General features: G+C 64.2%; 21 protein-coding genes. 12 read left to right on the forward strand and 9 right to left on the reverse strand.

Going from position 1 to position 19,273, the window contains the following annotated elements:
* From L21SP4_RS09990 to crcB, 3 genes are all read right to left on the reverse strand, one after another.
* Positions 1-957, reverse strand: coding sequence for a CvpA family protein (locus L21SP4_RS09990; protein WP_160300804.1), 957 nt, complete (start codon positions 955-957; stop codon positions 1-3).
* Positions 954-2,006, reverse strand: a complete 1,053-nt coding sequence (locus L21SP4_RS09995; RefSeq protein ID WP_052882520.1) for a right-handed parallel beta-helix repeat-containing protein — start codon at positions 2,004-2,006, stop codon at positions 954-956. Before L21SP4_RS09995 ends, L21SP4_RS09990 begins: the two co-directional genes overlap by 4 nt.
* 141 nt (positions 2,007-2,147) lie before the next feature.
* The gene (gene crcB, locus L21SP4_RS10000) at positions 2,148-2,534 is read right to left on the reverse strand and encodes a fluoride efflux transporter CrcB (RefSeq protein ID WP_074041461.1); all 387 of its coding nucleotides are present in this window, start codon (positions 2,532-2,534) and stop codon (positions 2,148-2,150) included.
* Positions 2,535-2,778: 244 nt separating this feature from the next.
* On the opposite strand from crcB, the gene L21SP4_RS10005 reads away from it, so the two are divergent.
* From L21SP4_RS10005 to L21SP4_RS10040, 8 genes are all read left to right on the forward strand, one after another.
* On the forward strand, positions 2,779-3,759 hold the full coding sequence (locus L21SP4_RS10005) for a hypothetical protein (protein WP_052882521.1): 981 nt from the start codon (positions 2,779-2,781) through the stop codon (positions 3,757-3,759).
* A 17-nt stretch (positions 3,760-3,776) separates the two neighbouring features.
* Complete coding sequence (locus L21SP4_RS10010; RefSeq protein ID WP_052882522.1) at positions 3,777-4,922, forward strand: THUMP domain-containing class I SAM-dependent RNA methyltransferase; 1,146 nt, start codon at positions 3,777-3,779, stop codon at positions 4,920-4,922.
* A gap of 145 nt (positions 4,923-5,067) precedes the next feature.
* On the forward strand, positions 5,068-5,304 hold the full coding sequence (locus L21SP4_RS10015; protein WP_052882057.1) for a ribbon-helix-helix domain-containing protein: 237 nt from the start codon (positions 5,068-5,070) through the stop codon (positions 5,302-5,304).
* Positions 5,298-5,642, forward strand: coding sequence for a type II toxin-antitoxin system PemK/MazF family toxin (locus L21SP4_RS13540; protein ID WP_052882056.1), 345 nt, complete (start codon positions 5,298-5,300; stop codon positions 5,640-5,642). Before L21SP4_RS10015 ends, L21SP4_RS13540 begins: the two co-directional genes overlap by 7 nt.
* Positions 5,643-5,877: 235 nt before the next feature.
* Positions 5,878-6,504 (forward strand): ABC transporter ATP-binding protein, encoded by a 627-nt coding sequence (locus L21SP4_RS10025; protein ID WP_052882523.1) that lies wholly within the window; start codon positions 5,878-5,880, stop codon positions 6,502-6,504.
* Complete coding sequence (locus tag L21SP4_RS10030) at positions 6,501-7,304, forward strand: ABC transporter permease (protein WP_052882524.1); 804 nt, start codon at positions 6,501-6,503, stop codon at positions 7,302-7,304. Before L21SP4_RS10025 ends, L21SP4_RS10030 begins: the two co-directional genes overlap by 4 nt.
* A gap of 547 nt (positions 7,305-7,851) precedes the next feature.
* A complete protein-coding gene (locus L21SP4_RS10035; RefSeq protein ID WP_052882525.1) occupies positions 7,852-8,508 on the forward strand; it encodes a PTS sugar transporter subunit IIA in 657 nt (218 codons plus the stop codon).
* Entirely contained in the window at positions 8,508-10,184 is a 1,677-nt protein-coding gene (locus L21SP4_RS10040) for a cation:proton antiporter domain-containing protein (protein ID WP_052882526.1), read from the forward strand. The genes L21SP4_RS10035 and L21SP4_RS10040 overlap by 1 nt, the downstream gene beginning before the upstream one ends.
* 7 nt (positions 10,185-10,191) lie before the next feature.
* On the opposite strand, the gene L21SP4_RS10045 is transcribed toward L21SP4_RS10040, so the two are convergent.
* A complete protein-coding gene (locus tag L21SP4_RS10045; protein WP_052882527.1) occupies positions 10,192-10,575 on the reverse strand; it encodes a type II toxin-antitoxin system VapC family toxin in 384 nt (127 codons plus the stop codon).
* The gene (locus L21SP4_RS10050; RefSeq protein ID WP_052882528.1) at positions 10,572-10,832 is read right to left on the reverse strand and encodes a FitA-like ribbon-helix-helix domain-containing protein; all 261 of its coding nucleotides are present in this window, start codon (positions 10,830-10,832) and stop codon (positions 10,572-10,574) included. The genes L21SP4_RS10045 and L21SP4_RS10050 overlap by 4 nt, the downstream gene beginning before the upstream one ends.
* 593 nt (positions 10,833-11,425) lie before the next feature.
* On the opposite strand from L21SP4_RS10050, the gene L21SP4_RS10055 reads away from it, so the two are divergent.
* Positions 11,426-12,454: an IS110 family RNA-guided transposase gene (locus L21SP4_RS10055; RefSeq protein ID WP_052881618.1), complete on the forward strand. Its 1,029-nt coding sequence runs from the start codon at positions 11,426-11,428 to the stop codon at positions 12,452-12,454.
* Between the two features lie 492 nt (positions 12,455-12,946).
* Here L21SP4_RS10055 and L21SP4_RS10060 read toward each other — a convergent pair whose 3' ends face one another.
* From L21SP4_RS10060 to L21SP4_RS10075, 4 genes are all read right to left on the reverse strand, one after another.
* Positions 12,947-13,726 carry an HAD-IIA family hydrolase gene (locus tag L21SP4_RS10060; protein ID WP_052882529.1) on the reverse strand — a complete coding sequence of 260 codons (780 nt, stop codon included), beginning with the start codon at positions 13,724-13,726 and terminating at the stop codon, positions 12,947-12,949.
* A 218-nt stretch (positions 13,727-13,944) separates the two neighbouring features.
* Complete coding sequence (locus tag L21SP4_RS10065; protein WP_201774624.1) at positions 13,945-14,403, reverse strand: EF-hand domain-containing protein; 459 nt, start codon at positions 14,401-14,403, stop codon at positions 13,945-13,947.
* A 132-nt stretch (positions 14,404-14,535) separates the two neighbouring features.
* Complete coding sequence (locus L21SP4_RS10070) at positions 14,536-15,459, reverse strand: cation diffusion facilitator family transporter (protein ID WP_052882531.1); 924 nt, start codon at positions 15,457-15,459, stop codon at positions 14,536-14,538.
* Positions 15,460-15,544: 85 nt separating this feature from the next.
* Positions 15,545-16,417 carry an Mrp/NBP35 family ATP-binding protein gene (locus tag L21SP4_RS10075; RefSeq protein ID WP_052882532.1) on the reverse strand — a complete coding sequence of 291 codons (873 nt, stop codon included), beginning with the start codon at positions 16,415-16,417 and terminating at the stop codon, positions 15,545-15,547.
* 141 nt (positions 16,418-16,558) lie between these two features.
* Between L21SP4_RS10075 and L21SP4_RS10080 the strand changes: the two genes are divergently transcribed.
* From L21SP4_RS10080 to galE, 3 genes are read left to right on the forward strand one after another with little or no spacing between them, the layout of a single operon-like run.
* Positions 16,559-17,356, forward strand: a complete 798-nt coding sequence (locus L21SP4_RS10080; RefSeq protein ID WP_052882533.1) for a dihydroorotate dehydrogenase electron transfer subunit — start codon at positions 16,559-16,561, stop codon at positions 17,354-17,356.
* Positions 17,353-18,279, forward strand: a complete 927-nt coding sequence (locus L21SP4_RS10085; protein WP_052882534.1) for a dihydroorotate dehydrogenase — start codon at positions 17,353-17,355, stop codon at positions 18,277-18,279. The genes L21SP4_RS10080 and L21SP4_RS10085 overlap by 4 nt, the downstream gene beginning before the upstream one ends.
* A gap of 10 nt (positions 18,280-18,289) precedes the next feature.
* Positions 18,290-19,267: a UDP-glucose 4-epimerase GalE gene (gene galE, locus L21SP4_RS10090; RefSeq protein ID WP_052882535.1), complete on the forward strand. Its 978-nt coding sequence runs from the start codon at positions 18,290-18,292 to the stop codon at positions 19,265-19,267.
* The last annotated feature ends 6 nt before the right edge of the window (positions 19,268-19,273 follow it).

A 19,273-nucleotide genomic window follows, 5' to 3' on the forward strand; every position in this document is an offset into this window, starting at 1 on the left:
TTATCCTCCGTTAAAAAAGATGCGCGTGAGTTTCCAGAAGCGGGGATCGACCGCGATTTTCGTAAAGCCGATCTCCCCGTCGAGCCACCGCGCCCATCTCATACGGAACGACTCGTATCCCTTCGAATCCAGCTCGCTCCGCAACGCCTCGCCTCGCTGCGCGAGCGCAGCGGCCAGCGCCTGCCTGTGCAGCGGGGAGGCCATCCGCCCGGGCAGGATTCCGAGCGCCTCCAGGTCGGCTACGGCCTCTTCGTTGCGGAGCAGGGCATGCAGCTCGGGATTCGTGGCGATACGGGCCGAACGCCCGGAGAAAAGATCGCGCGCAAAGCGCTCGCTCTGGATCAGCCGCTGCACGTCTTCGTCGCGCCAGAGTCGACGCCAGGTCTCGCAGGTGCGGCCCGGTTCGGACAGGAGTCCCGCGACCCCGACCGCCATACGCTCGCGTCCGACGCGCGGCCGGACCGCCGCGTAGACGCCACGCCGCACTCCCTCGCTCGACCAGGCCCGCGCGCGCGAGCGGTGGAACGCGGGCCACTCGCCCGCCTGAAGCGCGCCGCGAAAGGCATCCGTCATCCAGAACACGGCGACCACGAACAGGGCTCCGACGACCAGTCCCGCCGCCGCGCCCAGGAGCCGGTTCAGGAAACGGATCGACGATCCGCGGCCCCGCTTCTTCGCCCCGCTCTGAGGCCGCAGGCTGTTCGAGGCCGCCCCGAACACCACGAGAACCACCATGAACAGGGCCAGGCTCGTCACGACCGGGACCCACCACGCCGCAAAGCCCGCCCGGTCGTGGATCGCCGCCGCAACGGGGCCCGCGAAACAGAGCGCGGCGGCGATCCCGGCGACCGGGGCGCCGAACCGCAGCAGCGCCGCGAGACCGCCCAGCCTCAACCCCCGGACGATAAAGATCAGCAGGATCAGGACCGCCGCCGCGTCGAAAATCCATGGCTTCACTGTTCCGCCCCCCATTCCACCCGGTCGCGAACGCCGTCGTTATCCGTATCCGCGCTGGGGTGCAGATATTCATACGCCCCCATATCGTGATCGGCAACCCCGTCGTTATTGCCGTCCAGAGGGCGCGGGGTACCGTTACAATCTTCCATGACCCGATCCCGGAAGGCCCCGCGGTCTATACAGGGCGAGGGGTAGATGAGCCGGTAATCGCGCTGCGCGGGGTCGAGGAATCCGGGCGCTTCATCGATGTTGCCCTTTCCGCGCGGAAGCGGATCGCTGCAGGAATAGACGAACGCCGCCCAGAGGCTGTTGCGCGACCCGTGCGCTCCCCGATTGTACATCACAATCGAATTCTCCCAGGTGCCCTCGAACACCCCGCCCGCGCCGAACTCCGCGATGTTTCCGGCCACCGTGCAGTGCACGCCGTCGCAGCGATACGCGCCGCCGCCGAAGTGCTCCGCCCTGTTCGCGTACAGCACCGAGTTTATGAGTTCGGCATAGGCCGCGCCGCCGCCGCGTCTGGCGTGATTGTCTCTCAGGATCGTGCGCTCGATTCCGCCGCCGTAGATGCCGCCGCCGTACATGCCCGCCGCATTCGAGACGATCACGCAGTCGAGGATGCGCGCGTCCTCCGCGGCGTAGACGCCGCCGCCGCTTCGGGCCGTGACCGGGGCCTCGGGGCCGGCGGACGCGGTGCCGTTCCTGACGGTGATTCCGATGAGCCTTGAACCGCTCATCATCCGGACGCCCCGAACCTCCCGCGCTCCGTCGATCACCGTGACCTCCGCGCCCTCCCGTGACCGCAGCGTGACGCCGGCGGGGATCCGGACGCGGGAGCGAATCCCGTCCTCCGCCGTCTGGGCCCCGCTCCCGTAGACGCCGGGCGCGAGTTCGATCACATCGCCCGCCGACGCTTCCGCCGCCGCCGCGGCCGGTGTGCGGTACGCGCCGCCGGCGGGGTCGACATGAAGCGTCCTCGCCGCCGCACCTGCGGCGAGGAGGACAAAAACCGGGGCGGAAAGCCGGAATAATGCCGTGTGTATCATCATGGGTCGTCTCGCATGACCGACTCTCGCATACCCTATTCCACTGCGCCCCGGCAAGAAGAAGCCGCGGAGGACTGTCCGATGAAATATGAACCCTGACCGGCGGAAGCGTCGATTGCGAGATTGCGGGGCTTCCTGATCACCTCACAGCAGGCTTGCGGCGGTGTAGCCCGCCCATACCGCCAGCATCCCCAGCGACAACTGCAGCCCTGCGTTGGCGAGGGCCGCGACGGCGAATCCGTCGCGCAGAAGGACCATAGTCTCGTAACCGAACGATGAAAACGTGGTGAATCCACCGAGCACGCCGATGAATACTACCAGGCGCGTCTCCGCCCGGAAGGCCTCGATGTGGTCCGCCCAGCCGCCGAGCAGTCCGATGACCAGGCAGCCGGTCACGTTCACCGCCAGCGTCCCGACCGGGAAACGGGTGCCCTGCGCCCACTGCTGCACCCACACCGCAGCCAGGTAACGCAACACCGCCCCCGCAAACCCGCCGCATCCGACCAGCAATATGTTCCGTAGAAAAATCATTGAGCGTGAACCCTGAGTTGACCGGACACCGCACTTCGAACTTCCCGGTCCGAATGCCCCATCTACGCAATACGGGTCCGGTGTTTACAGGATTTCGGGTACGAGTACGATATTTTGATGACATTCGCGCCCATTCACCTCTATTCGCGGTTCTCTATACAGGAAACAAGGGCGACCCGCTCAATTCGCGGTTTTCGCCTGAATTCGAGTTGCGCCGTAACGCCGGGCATGAGAGGGTACAACGATGCGGATTTACGTAATCATTCCAGCGGTGCTCGCGGTCCTGTGCGGAGGCGCGGCGGCCGCGACGATTCTGGATGAGACGTTCGAACCCGCCGGCGGGATGACGAACGGCCCGGTCCACGGCCAGGGCGGCTGGATCGCCACGAATTCGGGCATCGCCGAAGTGCAGTCGACCGTGTCGGCGGGCGGGAGTCAGGCGCTGAGAATCGAGGATTCCTCGGCTGCGCATGCGCTTTCCAGCGCCGGTTCAACGTTATGGCTCCGTTTTCATGCCCGAATCGACACACTGCCCGCCGATCATGCCGGGGTGACCGACGCAAACACGAGCGCGGCTTTTTTCGTCGATACCAACCGCTGTCTCGTCGTCTACAGCAACACCACCCCCCTGAAACTCGACGCCAGGATGCCCCTGGGCGAATGGACGCGCTTCGATCTGTTCTGTGACTACGAGGACCTGATCTGGAACCTGAGCATGAACGGGACCAACATCGCCGCCGGGCTTCCGCTCTACTCATCCCACCGGCACGTAGACGCACTCAGGGTGGGGAGCGAAAACGGCGGATCGCTTTACGTGGATAACATCAACGTCTCCGACCGGCAAAGGGCGCCGGCCGACGCCCCGGACCGGGACGGGGACGGGCTCCCCGACTGGTGGGAACAGAAGTTCTCCGGCGGCGTCACGAACTGCAACCCCGGCGCCCTGTCCTCGAACGGAGGGCTCACCTTCCGCCAGGCCTTCATCGCCGGCGTCCGCCCGGACCGGCGTCAGCCCTTTCACACACGGCCGCCAGGCGGCAACCGCCGCGGACTGTGCTGGGACGAAATACCGGGGCGGCGCTACGACGTGTACTGGGCGCAAAATCTGACGGACAGCTTCGTGCTGCTGTCGAACGACGTTCCCGGCGGGGTCTTCATCGACACGGCCCGCCAGGAGCATTCCTCGGGGTACTACAAGCTCAAAGCGCGCGTCGATTCGCGCTGAACCCGCCGGCGGCGTCCATGTTCCTGTATCAGCAGACGCAGCGTTTTTTTGTGCAGATCGCCGGAGGGTTCGACGAAGTCGCGCGCGGCGAACTGACCGAACTCGGCGCGCGCGAGATCAAACCGGCCTACCGCGGCATGCATGTGGCGTCGGACCTGACCACCCTCTATCGCATGAACTACGAGGCCCGGACGGTCGTCCGCGTGCTCGCGCCCCTGGCGGGCTTCGACTGTCACAGCGACCGCTACCTCTACCGCAGGGTCAGAGGCCTCGAGTGGAGCGCGCTGATGGATCCCGACCGGTCGTTCGCCGTGCAGGCGATCACCGCGGACACCCCCGGCCTGAAGAACTCGAACTACGCCGCGCTCAAGGTCAAGGACGCCCTGTGCGATTATTTCCGCGATGAAACCGGCCGCCGCCCCCGGGTGGATGTCCGCAACCCCGACGTGGGCATCCACCTCTTCGTGAAGAATAACCACGCCACGATCAGTCTCGACACCTCCGGCGGATCCCTGCACAAGCGCGGATACCGGATCGCCCGCGTACAGGCCCCGATGGCCGAAACACTCGCGGCGGCGGCGATCCGCCTGTCCGGGTGGGACGGCGAACAACCGCTGGTCGATCTCATGTGCGGTTCGGGTACGCTCCTCTGTGAAGCGGCCATGCACTGCAGCCGGATTCCGGCCGGTTTCCTCCGTAAACGATGGGGATTCGAGTCGCTGCCCGACTTCGACCCGCGCGCATGGAAAAATGTGAAGGCCCATGCGGACGGCGCCATGCGTCCGCTCCCGCCCGGTCTGATCCGCGGCTCGGACCTCGATCCGAAAGCCGTGTCGGCCGCCCGCGAGAATTTCGATCGCCTGCCCGGATGCCGCAACCGGGCGAGCTGGGAGGTGCGCGACTTCCGGTCGATCGAGCGGATCCGGGACAGCCTGATCGTGATCAACCCCCCCTACGGCGTCCGCCTCGGCGAACGCGAGGATGCCGAGCAGCGCATGAAGGAACTGGGCGATTTCCTCAAGCAGCGCTGCACGGGCTGTACGGCCCTGATATACGCCGGGGACCGCCGGCTGCTCAGGAAGATCGGCCTCAAACCGGAGTGGAGACAGGATTTGAATAACGGCGGACTGGAAGGCGTGCTCGGCCGGTACGAGCTGTATTAAATGCGGATGAATTTGTGAGGAACCCGGGGAAAATCGTGGCCAACAAGGAGCTGAAGGCGACGCGGTAAACCGCGCGCCTTAGCGCAGCCGTTCGGCGGCAGGAAAGCGAGTTGACGCCATCGCATTCAGAGGTAATACTACGGGTATGAAAGCCGCAGTATCTATTCCGGATGACGTATTCGAGCAGGGAGAGCGGCTTGCCCGCCGCCTGCACACGTCGCGCAGTCAGTTGTACGCGCGAGCGCTGGCCGATTTCGTCGTCCAGCACGAGGACGACAAAATCACCTCCTCCATGAACACCGTTCTGGAGGAGGTCGGGGCAGAACCTGACGAATTCACCCGGAGGGCCGCACGGCAGACGTTGCGGCGTTCCGAATGGTAGTCAGCCAAGGCGATGTGTGCTGGGCAGAACTGGACGAGCCAACGGGCTCAGGCCCGGGTTTCAGCCGCCCGGTCTTGGTGGTCCAATGCGATGCCATCAATCGAAGCCGAATCGGCACGGTTGTCTGCGTCCCCCTCACAAGCGACACCAAATGGGCCTCAGCTCCCGGCAATGTGTTGCTGAAGTCGTCGGCGACGGGGCTCCCGAAGGACTCCGTTGCGAAGGTCTCCTTGATCGTTGCCTTAGACCGCAGCCAAATCGCAGAGCGAGTTGGGAAACTGGCGCCCCGGCATGTGACTGCCGTCATCAACGGAATTGACGTCATTCTCGGGCGATGAGGGCGCCGAACATCCGCCTGGAGCGCTACGCCGGCGTGGCTCAGGCGGGTCGTCCGCTCGAGAAAGGAGACCGAAAGGAGAGCCGACAAAGAAGCTGAGACGAGATCGCAGCGGAAAACGACGTGCATCCGACCATGGTGACGCGCTGCAAAACGATCGTCACGCTCGACTGCTTAAAAAACTGGAACGCGAATTCGAATCGTGGTGGACTAACAGAGCGGGAGGGCTTTGGTTTATGTCGACGCTGTATCTGCAAGCCCTCGAGTGGGTCTGCGGCGGACCGCTCGAACTCACACTGCGCGGCGGTGAGTGCGTCACGCTCTCCGGCGCCTCGGGAAGCGGCAAAACCACCCTGCTGCGGGCGATCGCCGATCTCGACCCGCCGGAAGGCGGCGAGGTTCGGCTCGGCGATATGGCACGCCATGAGATCGAGGGCCCCGCCTGGCGCAGACGCGTCGCGTTCCTCCCCGCCGAGAGCCGCTGGTGGGCGGACACGGTGGGCGCGCACCTGCCCCGGCCGCCCCTCGAAAACCGGTTCGACCGGCACGCGCTGGCGGAACTGGGGTTCGACGACGCGATCCTTGAATCCCCCGTGCCCCCCCTGTCCACCGGTGAACGCCAGCGGCTGGCCCTGTTCCGCGTACTCCGCAATCGCCCGCAGGCCCTGCTGCTCGACGAACCCACGGCGGGGCTCGACCCCGTGAGTACGGGAAAAGTCGAACGTCTCGTCCGCGAGTACGCCCGCGGCACCGGGGCGCCGGTACTCTGGGTGACGCATACCGCGGAACAGGCCGAACGACTGGGGGCGCGCCGGTATCAGCTGCGCGCAGGCAAGCTGCATACGGAAGGGGGCAAAGGATGAGCGTGATCGCCCTCAGTCCGCTCGACCTGATGCTCGCCGCCGGCCTCGTCCTCGCCCTGGCCGCCTGCAGTCGCGCCCTGCAACTGAACGTGCACGGCACCCTGCTGATCGCCGCCGGGCGCACCGTGATCCAGCTCCTGCTCGTCGGACTCGTGCTCAAGGCCCTCTTCGCCTACGCCGCGCCCGGCTGGGTCCTGCTGATGGCGACGATCATGCTGCTCGCCGCGGGTCGGGAGGTCATCGCCCGCCAGAAACGCAAACTGCGCGGACCCTGGGGCTACGGCATCGGACTGACCGCCATGTTCATCTCGTCGTTCGCCGTCACGGTGCTCGCCCTGACGGTCATCGTACAGGCGGAACCGTGGTATCGCCCGCAATACGCGATCCCGATGCTCGGCATGCTGCTGGGCAACACCATGAACAGCATCGCACTGGGCATGAACCACCTCACCCGCTCGGTCGTCGAACAGCGCGAAGCGATCGAAGCGCGGCTCGCGCTGGGACACACCCGCGACGAGGCCGTCGGCGACATCCGCCGGGAAAGCGTCCGCACCGGCATCATTCCCATCATGAACTCCATGGCCGCGGCAGGCCTCGTTAGCCTGCCCGGAATGATGACCGGTCAGATCCTCGGCGGAACCCCGCCCGTCGAGGCCGTCAAATACCAGATCCTCATCATGTTCCTCATCGCCTCCGGGACGGGATTCGGCGCCCTCGCCGCCGTCCACCTCACCGCCCGCAGACTGTTCGACGACCGCCACCGGCTGCGACTGGAGGAAAGCCTGAGGGAAAGGAAGTGAGCGTGAGCGAGAAGCTGGAAGCGCCCGAAGGGCCAAGGCGCGTGACACCGTTCGTAGTAGCGCCGCACGCCTGCCCCGCAGGCAAGGCGCGTGAAAGATAACGGCCCTGGCCCCGCTGCGCGGACCTGCGGGCCTACTACGAACGTAAGAGAGAACGCACGATTGCTTTGCCTGTGCTCTTCTCATCCATCTTTGCGATCTTTGCGCCTTGGCGAGAGACCTTTCTTGTGTTTTCGACCACGGATTACCGATGACACGGATGGGAACTCTAAATCGGGATTCACAGACATAATTCGTACTCGAGTTCCTTGAACAGGGGGAGTGGGATCGCGCCTTCGGCGCTCCGAGTACGAGTACGAGTAAGAGTACGAATTATGTTCACCCCTTCATGCTCTTCATGGCCGCGACGCAAGCCGTTAGGCGGCGCACTGCGCGGGGTTTTGCAAGAGGCTCTCCTGCTCAAGCTTCAGTTTTATCTTTTTTTACTTGATGTTGACATATATTTACATTCATTGCATCTTCGTCCTTATTTAAGCAGGAGATGATTATGCCTCACAATATTATGACTTTGGAGGAAGTGGCTGAATATCTGCGCGTATCGGAACGGACGGTGTATGACTGGGCGCAGAAGGGGGTGTTGCCGGGCGGGAAGCTGGGCACGGCGTGGAGGTTCAGGCGTGCGGATATCGAGGACTGGGTAAACCGCCGACTGGGGTCTGCATCGGAGGAGAGCGCGGGTTCTGCGAGGCGTTCGGGTCTGGGCGGGGTGTTGACGTCGGAACGGGTGATTTTCCCTGATGCGGACACCAAACAGGGGGTGCTCGAGACGCTGGTTGAAGTGCTTTCGACGGCCCCGGAAATCCGGGACGGGGACGAGCTGGAGAAGGCGATTTTCCGGCGCGAGGAGATGATGAGCACGGGCATAGGGTTCGAGGTCGGGGTGCCGCACGTGCGCATCGCCGGCGTCAGCGATCTGGTGATGGCCGTGGCGGTCTGTCCGGACGGGATTCCGGATTACGAATCGCTCGACGGCGCGCCGGTGAGGATCGTCTGCATGGTGGCGGCGCACCGCGATCAGCACGCCGGATACATACGAACGCTCGGGGCGATCAGTTCAGTACTCAAGCACGGCGAGGCACGCGAACGCATTTGCCGCGCGGGGTCGCCCGAGGAAGTCTGTCGACTGCTCAAGGGAGAGGGCTGATGGGTGCGCTCGACCTTGAGGTGCTGTCGACGCTGGGCCTGGCGGTGCTCGCGGGGCTGGCGGGCGCGGCGCTGTTCCGCAGGTTGCGCATGCCGCAGGTGGTCGGCTACATCGTGATCGGACTCGTCATCGGCCGCAGCGGTCTGCGGCTGGTGGACGGCGCGGCACAGGAGACGCTGGAGCCGTTCAACATGTTCGCGCTGGGAATTATCGGATTTCTGGTCGGGGGCGAGCTGCACGCGGACATCTTCCGCAAGTACGGCAAGCAATTCGTCGCGATCCTCCTCGGCGAAGGCCTGCTGGCCTTCGCACTGGTGGGGGTGCCGTGCGGACTGCTGGTCTACCTGATTACCGGCGATATGATGGTTTCGGTCTCCTCGGGGGTGGTCTTCGGAGCGATTGCTTCGGCGACGGACCCGGCCTCGACGATGGATGTGCTCTGGGAATACCGCGCGGCGGGGGCGCTGACGACCGCGATCATCGCGATCGTGGCCCTGGATGATGCGCTGGCGATGACCCTGTACGGGCTGGGCACGGGGGTTGCACGCATCCTGACGCGACACGGAGGATCGATCTGGCCGCAGGTCGTGCACACGGTCGTCGAACTCGGGGGCGCCGTGGTGCTCGGCGTCGCGGCGGGCTGGGGTCTGAGCCGCGGTATCCGCGCCGGGGTGCAGAAAGACCGGACCCTGGCCCTGACCCTGGCGGTCCTGATGCTCGCGGTCGGGATTTCGCTGACGCTGAAACTCGATGTCGTCCTGGCCGCCATGGCGACGGGGGTCACGCTGATCCATCTCGTCCCGCACCGTTCACGCGAACTGTTCCATGCGGTGCGTGCCTTCAGCGCCCCGGTCTATATCCTCTTCTTCGTGCTGGTCGGCGCGAGACTGGGGCTCGCCGCGATGCCCCTCTGGATCTGGGCGCTCGCCGCCGTCTATGTCATCGCCCGCAGCATCGGCAAGATGGCCGGCGCCTGGCTCGGGGGAACCCTGTCCGGCGCGGAACCCGTCGTACGCAACGGCCTCGGATCGGCCATCTTCGCGCAGGGCGGCGTGGCGGTGGGACTCTCGATCATGGCCGGCCACCACCTCTCCGGCATTCCGCTGGGCAACGGGATGAATGTCGGAGATATGATTATTTTCACGGTCACGGCCACGACCCTGATCGTTCAGCTCGTCGGCCCGCCCGTGACGAGGTGGGCCGTGCAGCGCGCGGACGAGACCGGCCGCAATGTGACGGAGGAGGACGTCATGGACGCCATGACGGTGGCCGATGTCATGAACACCGACATGGAGCCCCTGCCCTCGCACGTGCCCCTCCGGCGCGCCTACGACCTGTTCGCCGAAACCGATGCCTCGGCGTGTCCGGTCATCGGTCGCAACGGGAATCTCGAGGGGCTGATGACCTTTCACGGGCTGAAGGAGGCACTCTGCGAACCGGGATGCCTGGACTGGCTCCTGATCGGCGACGTGGCGGGTGCGGCGGACACGACGGTCGAATCGGGGCGCAATCTCGGCGAGGCCCTGCACGAGATGGACCAGATGCAGAGGGACATCGTTCCGGTCGTACTGAGCAGGGGCGACGAGATGCCCGCGGGACTGCTGGAACGCGGCCGCGCGCGGCGGCGGGTGCGCGAGGAACTGATGCGGCGCCGCGGCGGAACCGCAACGCGATGACGTCTTCTCACACCCTGACGATCTGGGGCAGCAGCGAAAAGTGGTCGTCGCGGGAGTAGAGGATCAGGTCGTGCTGCACGGCCAGCGCCGCGATCCAGATATCGTGCGTCGGGATCGGTCTTCCGAGCATGCGCAGCTGCGCGAAAATGCGTCCGTAGTGATGACTGGTATCTTCATCCGGCCTCAACACGGCGACCCGTTCCGAGTTGAGAAACGTCGTCAGCCCCCGCTCGTTGCGGCGTGCGAGCGTCCCGCAGAGAAACCCGGCCCTCAGTTCGGCCAGCACAATCAGCGGCATGAATATATTTCGGGCGCGCCGCACCACCTGCAGGGCCTCCCGATCTCCGGAACAGAAATCACAGTATCGGTTCGTGTCGATTAAAAGGTTCATCTCCACAGGTCCTCATCGATCTGCTCGAACGCCTTCAGGGCCTCGTCAAACGCGGGATCTTCCACCCAGCTCCCCGACACCGCATCAAGATCATGGTGTTCGATCGGCTCCTCGCCCACCCCCGCCGACGCCGACAGAGCCTCCACCGCCACATAATTCAGGCTGCGCCCTTCCCGGACGGCCTGCGCCCGCAGACGCCGGTCCACCTCCGGAGGCACATCGCGAATCGTATACTGGATTTTATGCCTCTTTTTCATGCCTGCTATGATGGCACTTTTTGCCTTCATCTGCAAGGATTACTGAGTAAAAATCAGTAAAAATCGAAATCGGGATTCACCACTGAGGCCACAGAGGATGCCGGGTTCGGGTTGGGAACCGCCGGCACGGATGCGGATGAAGAATCGGGACTCACCACGAAGGATACGAAGGACAACCGGGGGGGGAAGAACGAAGCCGGCCGGGTCAGGCTTCAGGACCGAAAATATCCCCCACCCCCTCGAGCACATGGCCCGGGCGGTAGGGATAGTTCTGCGGGGGTCCCGATTCGGAAGTCAGGAGTGCCGGTCTACTATGACGGACAGGATAAAGGGCTCGAGAAAGCGGTTCGATTACGTGTATCCGGGTAAGTGTTGCGGTGAAGAATGCGGTTAAGGGTTCGTGGAAGGGCGCAGTCCACACTTCAGCGGACCCTTCGTCGCCCACTTAACCGCCACCTTTACTCGGATACGCTTAATCGATCCGTCTTAAACGGCCTAATTTGGGATGATAACCATATAGAGGTTCTTTGAAATAGACGCTGGTCGAATGCAACGTACTCTTTGTTTAAGCAAAAACGAAAGGAGTACCGGATATGCAAACGACCAGCGCAAAGGAATTGTACGCAGGAGCCGACCTGCATGGAAACAATGTTTTTCTCTCGATTTGCGACCGGGAAGGCACGGAAGTCTTCCGGCGGCGGGTACGAACCACGCTCGATGCAGTCAATGAGGCGATGGATCCCTACTGGCCGCAGGTTCAGGCGATGGGGATTGAGTCCACGTTCAACTGGTACTGGCTGGTGGACGGCTTGCGTGAGCAGAACCGGGACGTGCGATTGGGGAATCCGGCGAAGATGAAACAGTACAAGGGGTTGAAACATGCCGATGACGCATCGGATGCTCGTTGGCTGGCCGAACTGCTCCGATTGGATATTTTCCCGGAGAGCTACATTTATCCGAAGGAGGTTCGTTCGATTCGCGACGCGCTTCGACGCCGACAGCTGTTTGTCAGGCGGCGCACCCAGGTTATGCTCAGCCTGCAAAGCCTGCTGGAGCGTTACGGATTCAAGGCGCCGGGATCGCGTGCTCTTCAGCAGTGGACGCAGGCGGATGTCGAGGCGACGGGCCTTGATCCGTTCGTACAGCTTCAACTCCGCACGTTGCTTGAGGCGGTCCAGTGCAGTGAGCGGCTGGCCGGACAGATCGAATCAGCGGTGCTGGGGTTTATTGAGCCCAACCCATCGTTTGAACAGGTTCAGACCGTGCCGGGCATCGGGAAGGCGCTTGGGATGACCATCGTGCTTGAAAGCGGCAACTTCGCCCGCTTCCCGAACGCGGGATGCTACGCCTCCTACTGCCGCGCCGTCAAAAGTGAGCGAAGTTCCAACAGCAGGAAGAAAGGTGAGAACAATAAGCGCAACGGCAATCCGTTTCTCGCATGGGCTTTCGTTGAAGCCGCGAGCTTCGCTCCGCGCTTTTATCCGGAGATTCAATCCTGGTATGACCGGAAGAAGAAAAAGCGCAACGCGATTGTGGCGAAGAAGGCCTTGGCGGCAAAATTGTCCAAAGCCGTTTGGCATGTCATGAACGGGGAGGAATATGTAATGGGAATGTTGTTTTAAAACCCGATGCTGCCGGGAACCGGCTAGGGGTCTGCTTAAATCAGCGGACTGATTGGAACCGGCGGCATCGCTTCAGCTTTTGCGGTCTGTCCTGTCGTCAGCCTTCAAGGGTCTGGAAGTCTGCGTGCAGATGAACCACGGTGACTGAATAGGCAACGAGCGGGAACAAACGGTTTTCTGGCTCCAATACGAGAACGGGTGGCGGCCATGGATCTGGAAAAGATTCGCCCTCACCTAAAAACCAGATGGGTGACTGAAACAACCGCAAACGAAAACCACGGTACGGAACGCAACGGTTGAGGCGACGGTTGAATCCGATCAAAACAAGGCATGAAGGGAAGCCGCTTGATCAGCGGCACGAAGGGGACTTTTGTGTTTGACCGGAACCTCTAATGGGTGACTCCTTTCATTCAGTTAGAAACAGCCAAGCTTTGCTTGGCGCACCGAAGAATACGAAGGACAACCGGGGGGGGAAGAACGAAGCCGGCCGGGTCAGGCTTCAGGACCGAAAATATCCCCCACCCCCTCGAGCACATGGCCCGGGCGGTAGGGATAGTTCTGCAGGTCTTCACGGGAGCTTACGCCGCTGAGGACGAGGACCGTTTCGATGCCGGCCTCGATGCCGGCGATGATGTCGGTGTCCATGCGGTCGCCGACGATGGCCGTCTCCTCCCGCCGGCAGCCGAGTTTTTTCAGCGCGCTGCGCATCATCAGCGGATTGGGCTTGCCCGTGAAATAGGCTTTGCGGCCGGAGGTCATCTCGATCGGCGCAATCAGCGACCCGGTGGCGGGTACGAGGCCGCCCTCGGCCGGACCGGTGACGTCGGGATTGGTTCCGATCAGCCGTGCGCCCTTCAGCACGAGCGAAGCCGCGTGGCGCACGCGCTCGTAATTGTAGCTGCCCGTCTCGCCGACCACGACGTAATCGGGACAGACCTCATCGATCGAAAACCCCGCGTCGTAAAGGGCATTCGTGAGTCCCGGCTCGCCGATCACGTAGCACGACCCGCCCTCGCACTGCGACGCCAGGAAAGCGGCCGTCGCCATCGCGCTCGTGTAGAAGTGTTCCGCGTCGACGTCGAGTCCCAGCCGACGGAGTTTCTCGCTCAGCTCGCGCGGCGATCGCTGGCTGCTGTTGGTGAGGAAGAGGTAATGCCTGCCGCGGTCCTTCAGCGCCTGCAGAAAATCCTGCGCCCCGGAGAGCAGCAGGTCGCCGTGATAGATCACGCCGTCCATGTCGCAGATAAAGCCCTTTTTGCCGGTCAGTTTCATGCGGCCATTCTGACGAAGACCCCCGGCCCGGTGAAGCTCATTCGGCCTGAATTTAAGTGAGAGATTTACGATTGCATCGTAAATGCGGATCAGGATTTACCATGAAGGACATGAAGAGCGTGAAGGCTCGAGCACGAATACGGTATTTCCCTGCGTGTCCCGATGTGGAACTCAGGCGGCCCCGCAGGGGCCGCCTTTCATGACGCTCGCCCACGGGGCTACTCGGCCCACGGACGCCGCCCGCCGCGGTCGCGGTCCCCGTCCGGACCGCCACGCCGCGCCCGTCGCTGCTGCATCTTCTCGCGCATCCGGCGATGGGCTCCATGCATTTCACGCGGGTCGAGTCCCCCGCTCTCGTCGGCGTCAATCCGGCGGAAGATTTCCGTGGACGAAGGCATCTTCGCGATCCGCTCGGGATCGATCCGGTCGCCCAGCCGCTCTTCGATTTTCGCCCGGCGCCGGTTATGAACGGCGCGGAATTCCTCGAGCGACAGCACACCGTCACCGTTGCGGTCCACCTGGCGAAAACGGTCCATCGCCTGTTTGCCCCGATCGCCGCGCGCTCCTTCCTCTCCGCGCCGCCCGCCCCGGGGCGGTCCATCCCAGTCCTGCGCCGTGGCCGCCGTAGCGATCAGTCCGGCGCATACGGCCGTCAGCATTTTTACTCCCGTCCTCATCGTACATCCTCCTGTTTGAGGGGAACCCGTCGAGAGCCGGCCCGTCCGTGCTCTCTTCCGGTGCACAGAACGCAGGGGGTGGCCGTTTATTGCACGCCGTCGGGGCATCAAGCCGCATGCGTACCGCGCGCGCTACTTCCGCGGCGAGCCGCAGGGCACATCCTCCATCCCGCAGGGTTCGTCGCCGGGCTCGAGTTCGAGCGTGGAATGGAAGATCTCATATCGGTCGAGTATTTCACGCGCTTCCTCGCGGATACCGCGCCGCCGCTCTCCCTTGAACGAGGGATCGATGACCACGTGGGCGGTAAATATATGGCGGACCCCGTCCATCGACCAGAGGTGGACATGATGCAGCGAGCGCACTCCTTCAATGCCGGTTAGTTCCGACTCGATCGCGACCGGGTCGAGATGCTCCGGGGTGCCCTGCAGAAAAACCTGCAGGATGCGCCGGAAATTGATCCAGACCCGGCGCAGGACCCAGATCGTGATCAGGATCGACAGGCCGGCGTCGAGGACGGGGATATCGCGGAAGACGAGCACGACGGCCGTCAACAGCACCGCGATCCAGCCGAGCACGTCTTCGAGCAGGTGCAGCAGCACGACGCGCGCATTCATCCCCTTCTGTCGGCGCAGCCGCAAAGCGGCCAGGCCGTTGACGATCACGCCGAGCACCGCGAATGCGATCATGCCTTCGGCGTGCACCGGCTCGGGATTGAGGAGGCGCGGAACTGCGCGCCAGAGCACCGCCATGCCCCCGGCAATCAGCACAATGGTGCTGATCAGTGCGCCGAGCAGCGAAAAGCGGCGGTAGCCGTATGAATAGTAGCGGTCGCGCCCGCGGCCGGAAAGACGTTCGAAATACCATGCCGACGCCAGCGCGAAACTGTCGCCCAGATCGTGTACCGCATCGGCGAGGATCGCCATGCTGTTCGTCCACAACCCTCCCGCAATTTCAAGAACCGTGAACCCGGCGTTCAGGAAAAAAGCCACGCCGATACCGCTTTCACGGTCATGCGCGTGCTCGTGATGATGGGAGTGGTGCCGATGTTCAGTCATCGTTCACATTCAGTATTCGATGCCTCCTCGACCTCCGCTTCCCTGAGTGAAGAAAGGTCGATGAACAGGCCGGGGGCATCAGGCCTCACGATGCGGAGGACAGATTCCGCTTCAACGCCTCGCGAACCTCGTCGAACGCGCGGGCCGAAGCGCTGCCGGCGGACTGCTGGTAACGCGTCAGCTCCCCGCGATCGCAGGCGCGCACGACGCCGGGATCGATCGGGATGCGGCCGAGAAACGGCACATTCATCTGCTGCGCCATTTCCTCGCCGCCCCCCTGTTCAAAGATCGGGCTGACTTCCCCGCAGTTCGGACAGGCGAAACCGCTCATGTTCTCGACCACGCCGAGCACCGGAGTCTCGAGCTGCCGGCAGAAGGAAACGGATTTGCGGACGTCCTCGAGCGCCAGTTCCTGCGGGGTGGTGACGATGACCGCGCCGCTGACCTCGCCGATCGTCTGGATCACCCCCAGCGGCTCATCCCCCGTGCCCGGGGGGCAGTCGACGATCAGGTATTCGCGCTCGTCCCAGTCCACTTCCGAGAGAAACTGCCGCAGTGCGGCGAGCTTGCGCGGGCCGCGCCAGATCACGGGGGTCTCGGGGGCCTCGAGCAGGAACCCGATCGACATCACATGCAGCAGCGGCGTCACCGGCACGGGCAGAATACGGCCCTCCGAACCCAGGACCTGCGACCCGGACAGATTGAACAGCCGGGGCACGCTCGGACCGTGGAGGTCGGCGTCCAGCAACCCTACGCGCTCGTCTTTCGAGAGAGCGGCCGCGAGATTCGCCGCCACGGTGCTCTTGCCGACTCCGCCCTTTCCCGACAGCACGAGCACCTTGTGCCGGATCCGCGCCATCGCGCATTTCAGCGCCATCTCCTGCGGATCGGCCTGCGCGCCGTCGCACTCGCCCGACGCCGCCGAAGGACATCCGTCACATGCATTCTCTTCGCTCATTCGTCTTCTCCCTGTACGAACTGGAAAAGCGGAGATTATACTGCGTGCGTGCCGGATATACAAGCCTCTCCCGCCGTCCCCATCCCTCCGCCGACTTCAGCATTTGACCCCGGCGCCGTTTCCAAGCAGAATGCCACGCTCATGTTACAGGAGCACACAGAAGTCTGTCTGCAGGAGCCGTACGGCGACAGCCCGTATCGTCTGCTGGGGCTGCGCGCGCCCGGAATCGCAGCGCGGGCCGCGCCGGGGCAGTTCGTCCACCTGCGCATACCCGAACTCCACGACGCCGTGCTTCGGCGGCCGTTCAGCATCTTCCGCACGGACGGGGAGCGGCTGGATCTGCTGTACAAGCCGGTGGGCCGCGGCACCGAAGCGATGCGGCGGCTCGAACCGGGAAGCATCGCGGATCTCCTCGGACCCCTCGGCAACGGCTTTCCGTCCCCGTCCGGGGATCGGCGCACGCTGCTCGCCGGAGGCGGGTACGGCGGCGCCGCGCTTTATAGGCTCGCGGAGCGCGCACCCGCTCCGGGCGACGTCTTTCTAGGCGGGCGCACCGATCGCGAACTGGTCGCCGCCCGGGAGTTCGAACAGCTCGGGTGGACGGTTCACACCGCGACGGAAGACGGTTCCGCCGGCCGCAAAGGGCTGGTCACCGATCTCCTCCGCGATGCGCTCGAATCCGGATCGGCCGCCTCCTCCGAAATCTTCGCCTGCGGACCGATCGGGATGATGCGCGCCGTGGCCGGACTCGCCGCCGCCTCCGCCTGTCCCGCGTGGGTCTCGCTCGACCGGACCATGGCCTGCGGGGTCGGCGCCTGCCAGACCTGCGTCATCCGGGTGGTCGACACCACACGCCCCGAGGGATGGCGCTGGGCGCGGTGCTGCCGGGAAGGCCCCGTATTCGAAGCACAGGACGTCCTCTGGGAGAACCCCGCATGACCCATCCCGCCGGAAAAGAACCCGACCTGCGGGTGGATATGGGCGGATTCGAAATGCCGAATCCCGTCGCCGTGGCTTCCGGAACGTTCGGGTACGGCTCGGAATACGCGGAACTCATCGACCTCAATCACCTCGGCGCCATCGTCGTCAAAGGCCTCCGCGAAACCCCCTGGATCGGAAACCCGCCGCCGCGCACACACGAGGTCCGCTCGGGCATGCTCAACGCCATCGGCCTGCCCGGCCCGGGCGTGGAAAGATTCCTGCGCGACCACCTGCCGTTTCTCAACCGCTACCAGGTGCCGGTGATCGTCAATCTATGGGGACTCGACGCGGAGGAATACGGGCGCATCGCCGAACAGCTCGACGACGTGGAGGGCATCGACGCGCTCGAACTCAATGTCTCCTGCCCCAACGTGAAGGCGGGCGGCGTGGCCTTCGGCACGGATCCCAAACTCTTCGCCGCCGTGCTCGACGCCGTGCGGCCGAAGACCCGCAAACCGCTGATGCCCAAGCTCGCCCCGCACGTGCCCGATATCGGGGTCTTCGCCCGCGCCGCCCAGGAACATGGCGCCGACGCGATCTCGGTGATGAACACCCTCCCCGCGATGGCCATCGATATCGAGTCGCGGCGCCCCGTGCTCTCCAACCGCCACGGCGGGCTTTCCGGACCGGCGATCCATCCCGTCGCCGTCAAACTCGTTCACGACGCCTCCCGCGCCGTCTCAATCCCCGTCATGGGCATGGGAGGCGTGACCTGCCCCGAAGACGCACTGGAACTGCTGATCGCCGGCGCGAGTTCCGTGGCCGTCGGAACCGCCAATTTCACCGACCCCGGCACCGCGGAACGGGTCGTCGCCGGCATTCGCGACTATCTCATGCGACACGACATGAAATCCGTAAGTGAACTGACCCTGGCGGAGTGAAGAGGTCCCTATGAAAGTCCTGGTCGCCGGCGGAGCCGGATACATCGGAAGCGTGACGACGCAGCTGCTCTGCGATGAAGGGCACGAAGTGTGCGTCTTCGACAACGGGGAGCGCGGTCACCGCGCGGCGGTGGACGAGCGGGCGGCGTTCGTGCAGGGCGATCTGCGCCGCGCGGACGAAATCCGCGGCGCCATGATGGAGTTCAGTCCCGATGCGGTCATGCATTTCGCGGCTTACATCGAGGTCGGAGAATCGATGAAACAGCCGGTGCCCTTTTTCCGGAACAACGTCTCCGGCGGACTGAATCTGCTCGAGGCCGTGCTCGAAGCCGGCGTGTCGAAGATTATCTTCTCCTCCACCTGCGCCGTGTACGGCACTCCGGAGCGGGTCCCGATGGACGAGTCGCTCCCCCGGCGCCCGGAGTCGGTCTACGGCGAATCGAAGCTCATGTTTGAACGCATGCTCGAATGGGCCGAAACCATTCACGGCATCGAACCCGTATTCCTGCGCTATTTCAATGCGGCCGGCGCCACGGAAAAGTTCGGCGAAGCCCACGAACCGGAGACGCACCTGATCCCGCTGGTGCTGCAGGTTCCGCTCGGCCGGCGCGACAAGATCTTCATTTTCGGCGACGACTACGATACGCCGGACGGCACCTGTATCCGCGACTACATTCACATCCGCGACCTGGCGCGCGCCCACCTGCTCGCGCTGAACCCCGGCACCCGGGGCGCGTTCAACCTGGGCAACGGCAGCGGCTATTCGGTGCGGGAAGTGATCGAGACCGCCCGCGCCGTCACGGGCCACCCTGTTCCCGCCGAAGTGCGGCCGCGGCGACCCGGCGACTGTGTCCGCCTGGTGGCGGACGCCTCGCGCGCGCGCCGGGAGCTGGGATGGACCCCGGAACATCCCGGCCTGCAGTCGATCGTGGCGGACGCCTGGAACTGGCACCGAGCCCATCCGGAGGGGTACGGGGACTGCGACTGAACCGTC

The sequence above is a fragment of the Kiritimatiella glycovorans genome (assembly GCF_001017655.1).
GTDB classification, from domain to species: Bacteria; Verrucomicrobiota; Kiritimatiellia; order Kiritimatiellales; family Kiritimatiellaceae; genus Kiritimatiella; species Kiritimatiella glycovorans.

Excerpts from the sequence above, each read along its gene's own strand:
- L21SP4_RS10015 (WP_052882057.1), top strand. The coding sequence starts at position 5,068 with ATGAAAGCCGCAGTATCTATTCCGGATGACGTATTCGAGCAGGGAGAG.
- L21SP4_RS10070 (WP_052882531.1), bottom strand. The coding sequence starts at position 15,459 with ATGACTGAACATCGGCACCACTCCCATCATCACGAGCACGCGCATGAC.
- L21SP4_RS10060 (WP_052882529.1), bottom strand. The coding sequence starts at position 13,726 with ATGAAACTGACCGGCAAAAAGGGCTTTATCTGCGACATGGACGGCGTG.
- L21SP4_RS10035 (WP_052882525.1), top strand. The coding sequence starts at position 7,852 with ATGCCTCACAATATTATGACTTTGGAGGAAGTGGCTGAATATCTGCGC.
- L21SP4_RS10040 (WP_052882526.1), top strand. The coding sequence starts at position 8,508 with ATGGGTGCGCTCGACCTTGAGGTGCTGTCGACGCTGGGCCTGGCGGTG.
- L21SP4_RS09995 (WP_052882520.1), bottom strand. The coding sequence starts at position 2,006 with ATGATGATACACACGGCATTATTCCGGCTTTCCGCCCCGGTTTTTGTC.
- L21SP4_RS10005 (WP_052882521.1), top strand. The coding sequence starts at position 2,779 with ATGCGGATTTACGTAATCATTCCAGCGGTGCTCGCGGTCCTGTGCGGA.
- galE (WP_052882535.1), top strand. The coding sequence starts at position 18,290 with ATGAAAGTCCTGGTCGCCGGCGGAGCCGGATACATCGGAAGCGTGACG.
- crcB (WP_074041461.1), bottom strand. The coding sequence starts at position 2,534 with ATGATTTTTCTACGGAACATATTGCTGGTCGGATGCGGCGGGTTTGCG.
- L21SP4_RS10075 (WP_052882532.1), bottom strand. The coding sequence starts at position 16,417 with ATGAGCGAAGAGAATGCATGTGACGGATGTCCTTCGGCGGCGTCGGGC.
- L21SP4_RS10030 (WP_052882524.1), top strand. The coding sequence starts at position 6,501 with ATGAGCGTGATCGCCCTCAGTCCGCTCGACCTGATGCTCGCCGCCGGC.
- L21SP4_RS10050 (WP_052882528.1), bottom strand. The coding sequence starts at position 10,832 with ATGAAAAAGAGGCATAAAATCCAGTATACGATTCGCGATGTGCCTCCG.
- L21SP4_RS10025 (WP_052882523.1), top strand. The coding sequence starts at position 5,878 with ATGTCGACGCTGTATCTGCAAGCCCTCGAGTGGGTCTGCGGCGGACCG.
- L21SP4_RS13540 (WP_052882056.1), top strand. The coding sequence starts at position 5,298 with ATGGTAGTCAGCCAAGGCGATGTGTGCTGGGCAGAACTGGACGAGCCA.
- L21SP4_RS10045 (WP_052882527.1), bottom strand. The coding sequence starts at position 10,575 with ATGAACCTTTTAATCGACACGAACCGATACTGTGATTTCTGTTCCGGA.
- L21SP4_RS10065 (WP_201774624.1), bottom strand. The coding sequence starts at position 14,403 with ATGAGGACGGGAGTAAAAATGCTGACGGCCGTATGCGCCGGACTGATC.
- L21SP4_RS10080 (WP_052882533.1), top strand. The coding sequence starts at position 16,559 with ATGTTACAGGAGCACACAGAAGTCTGTCTGCAGGAGCCGTACGGCGAC.
- L21SP4_RS10085 (WP_052882534.1), top strand. The coding sequence starts at position 17,353 with ATGACCCATCCCGCCGGAAAAGAACCCGACCTGCGGGTGGATATGGGC.
- L21SP4_RS10010 (WP_052882522.1), top strand. The coding sequence starts at position 3,777 with ATGTTCCTGTATCAGCAGACGCAGCGTTTTTTTGTGCAGATCGCCGGA.
- L21SP4_RS10055 (WP_052881618.1), top strand. The coding sequence starts at position 11,426 with ATGCAAACGACCAGCGCAAAGGAATTGTACGCAGGAGCCGACCTGCAT.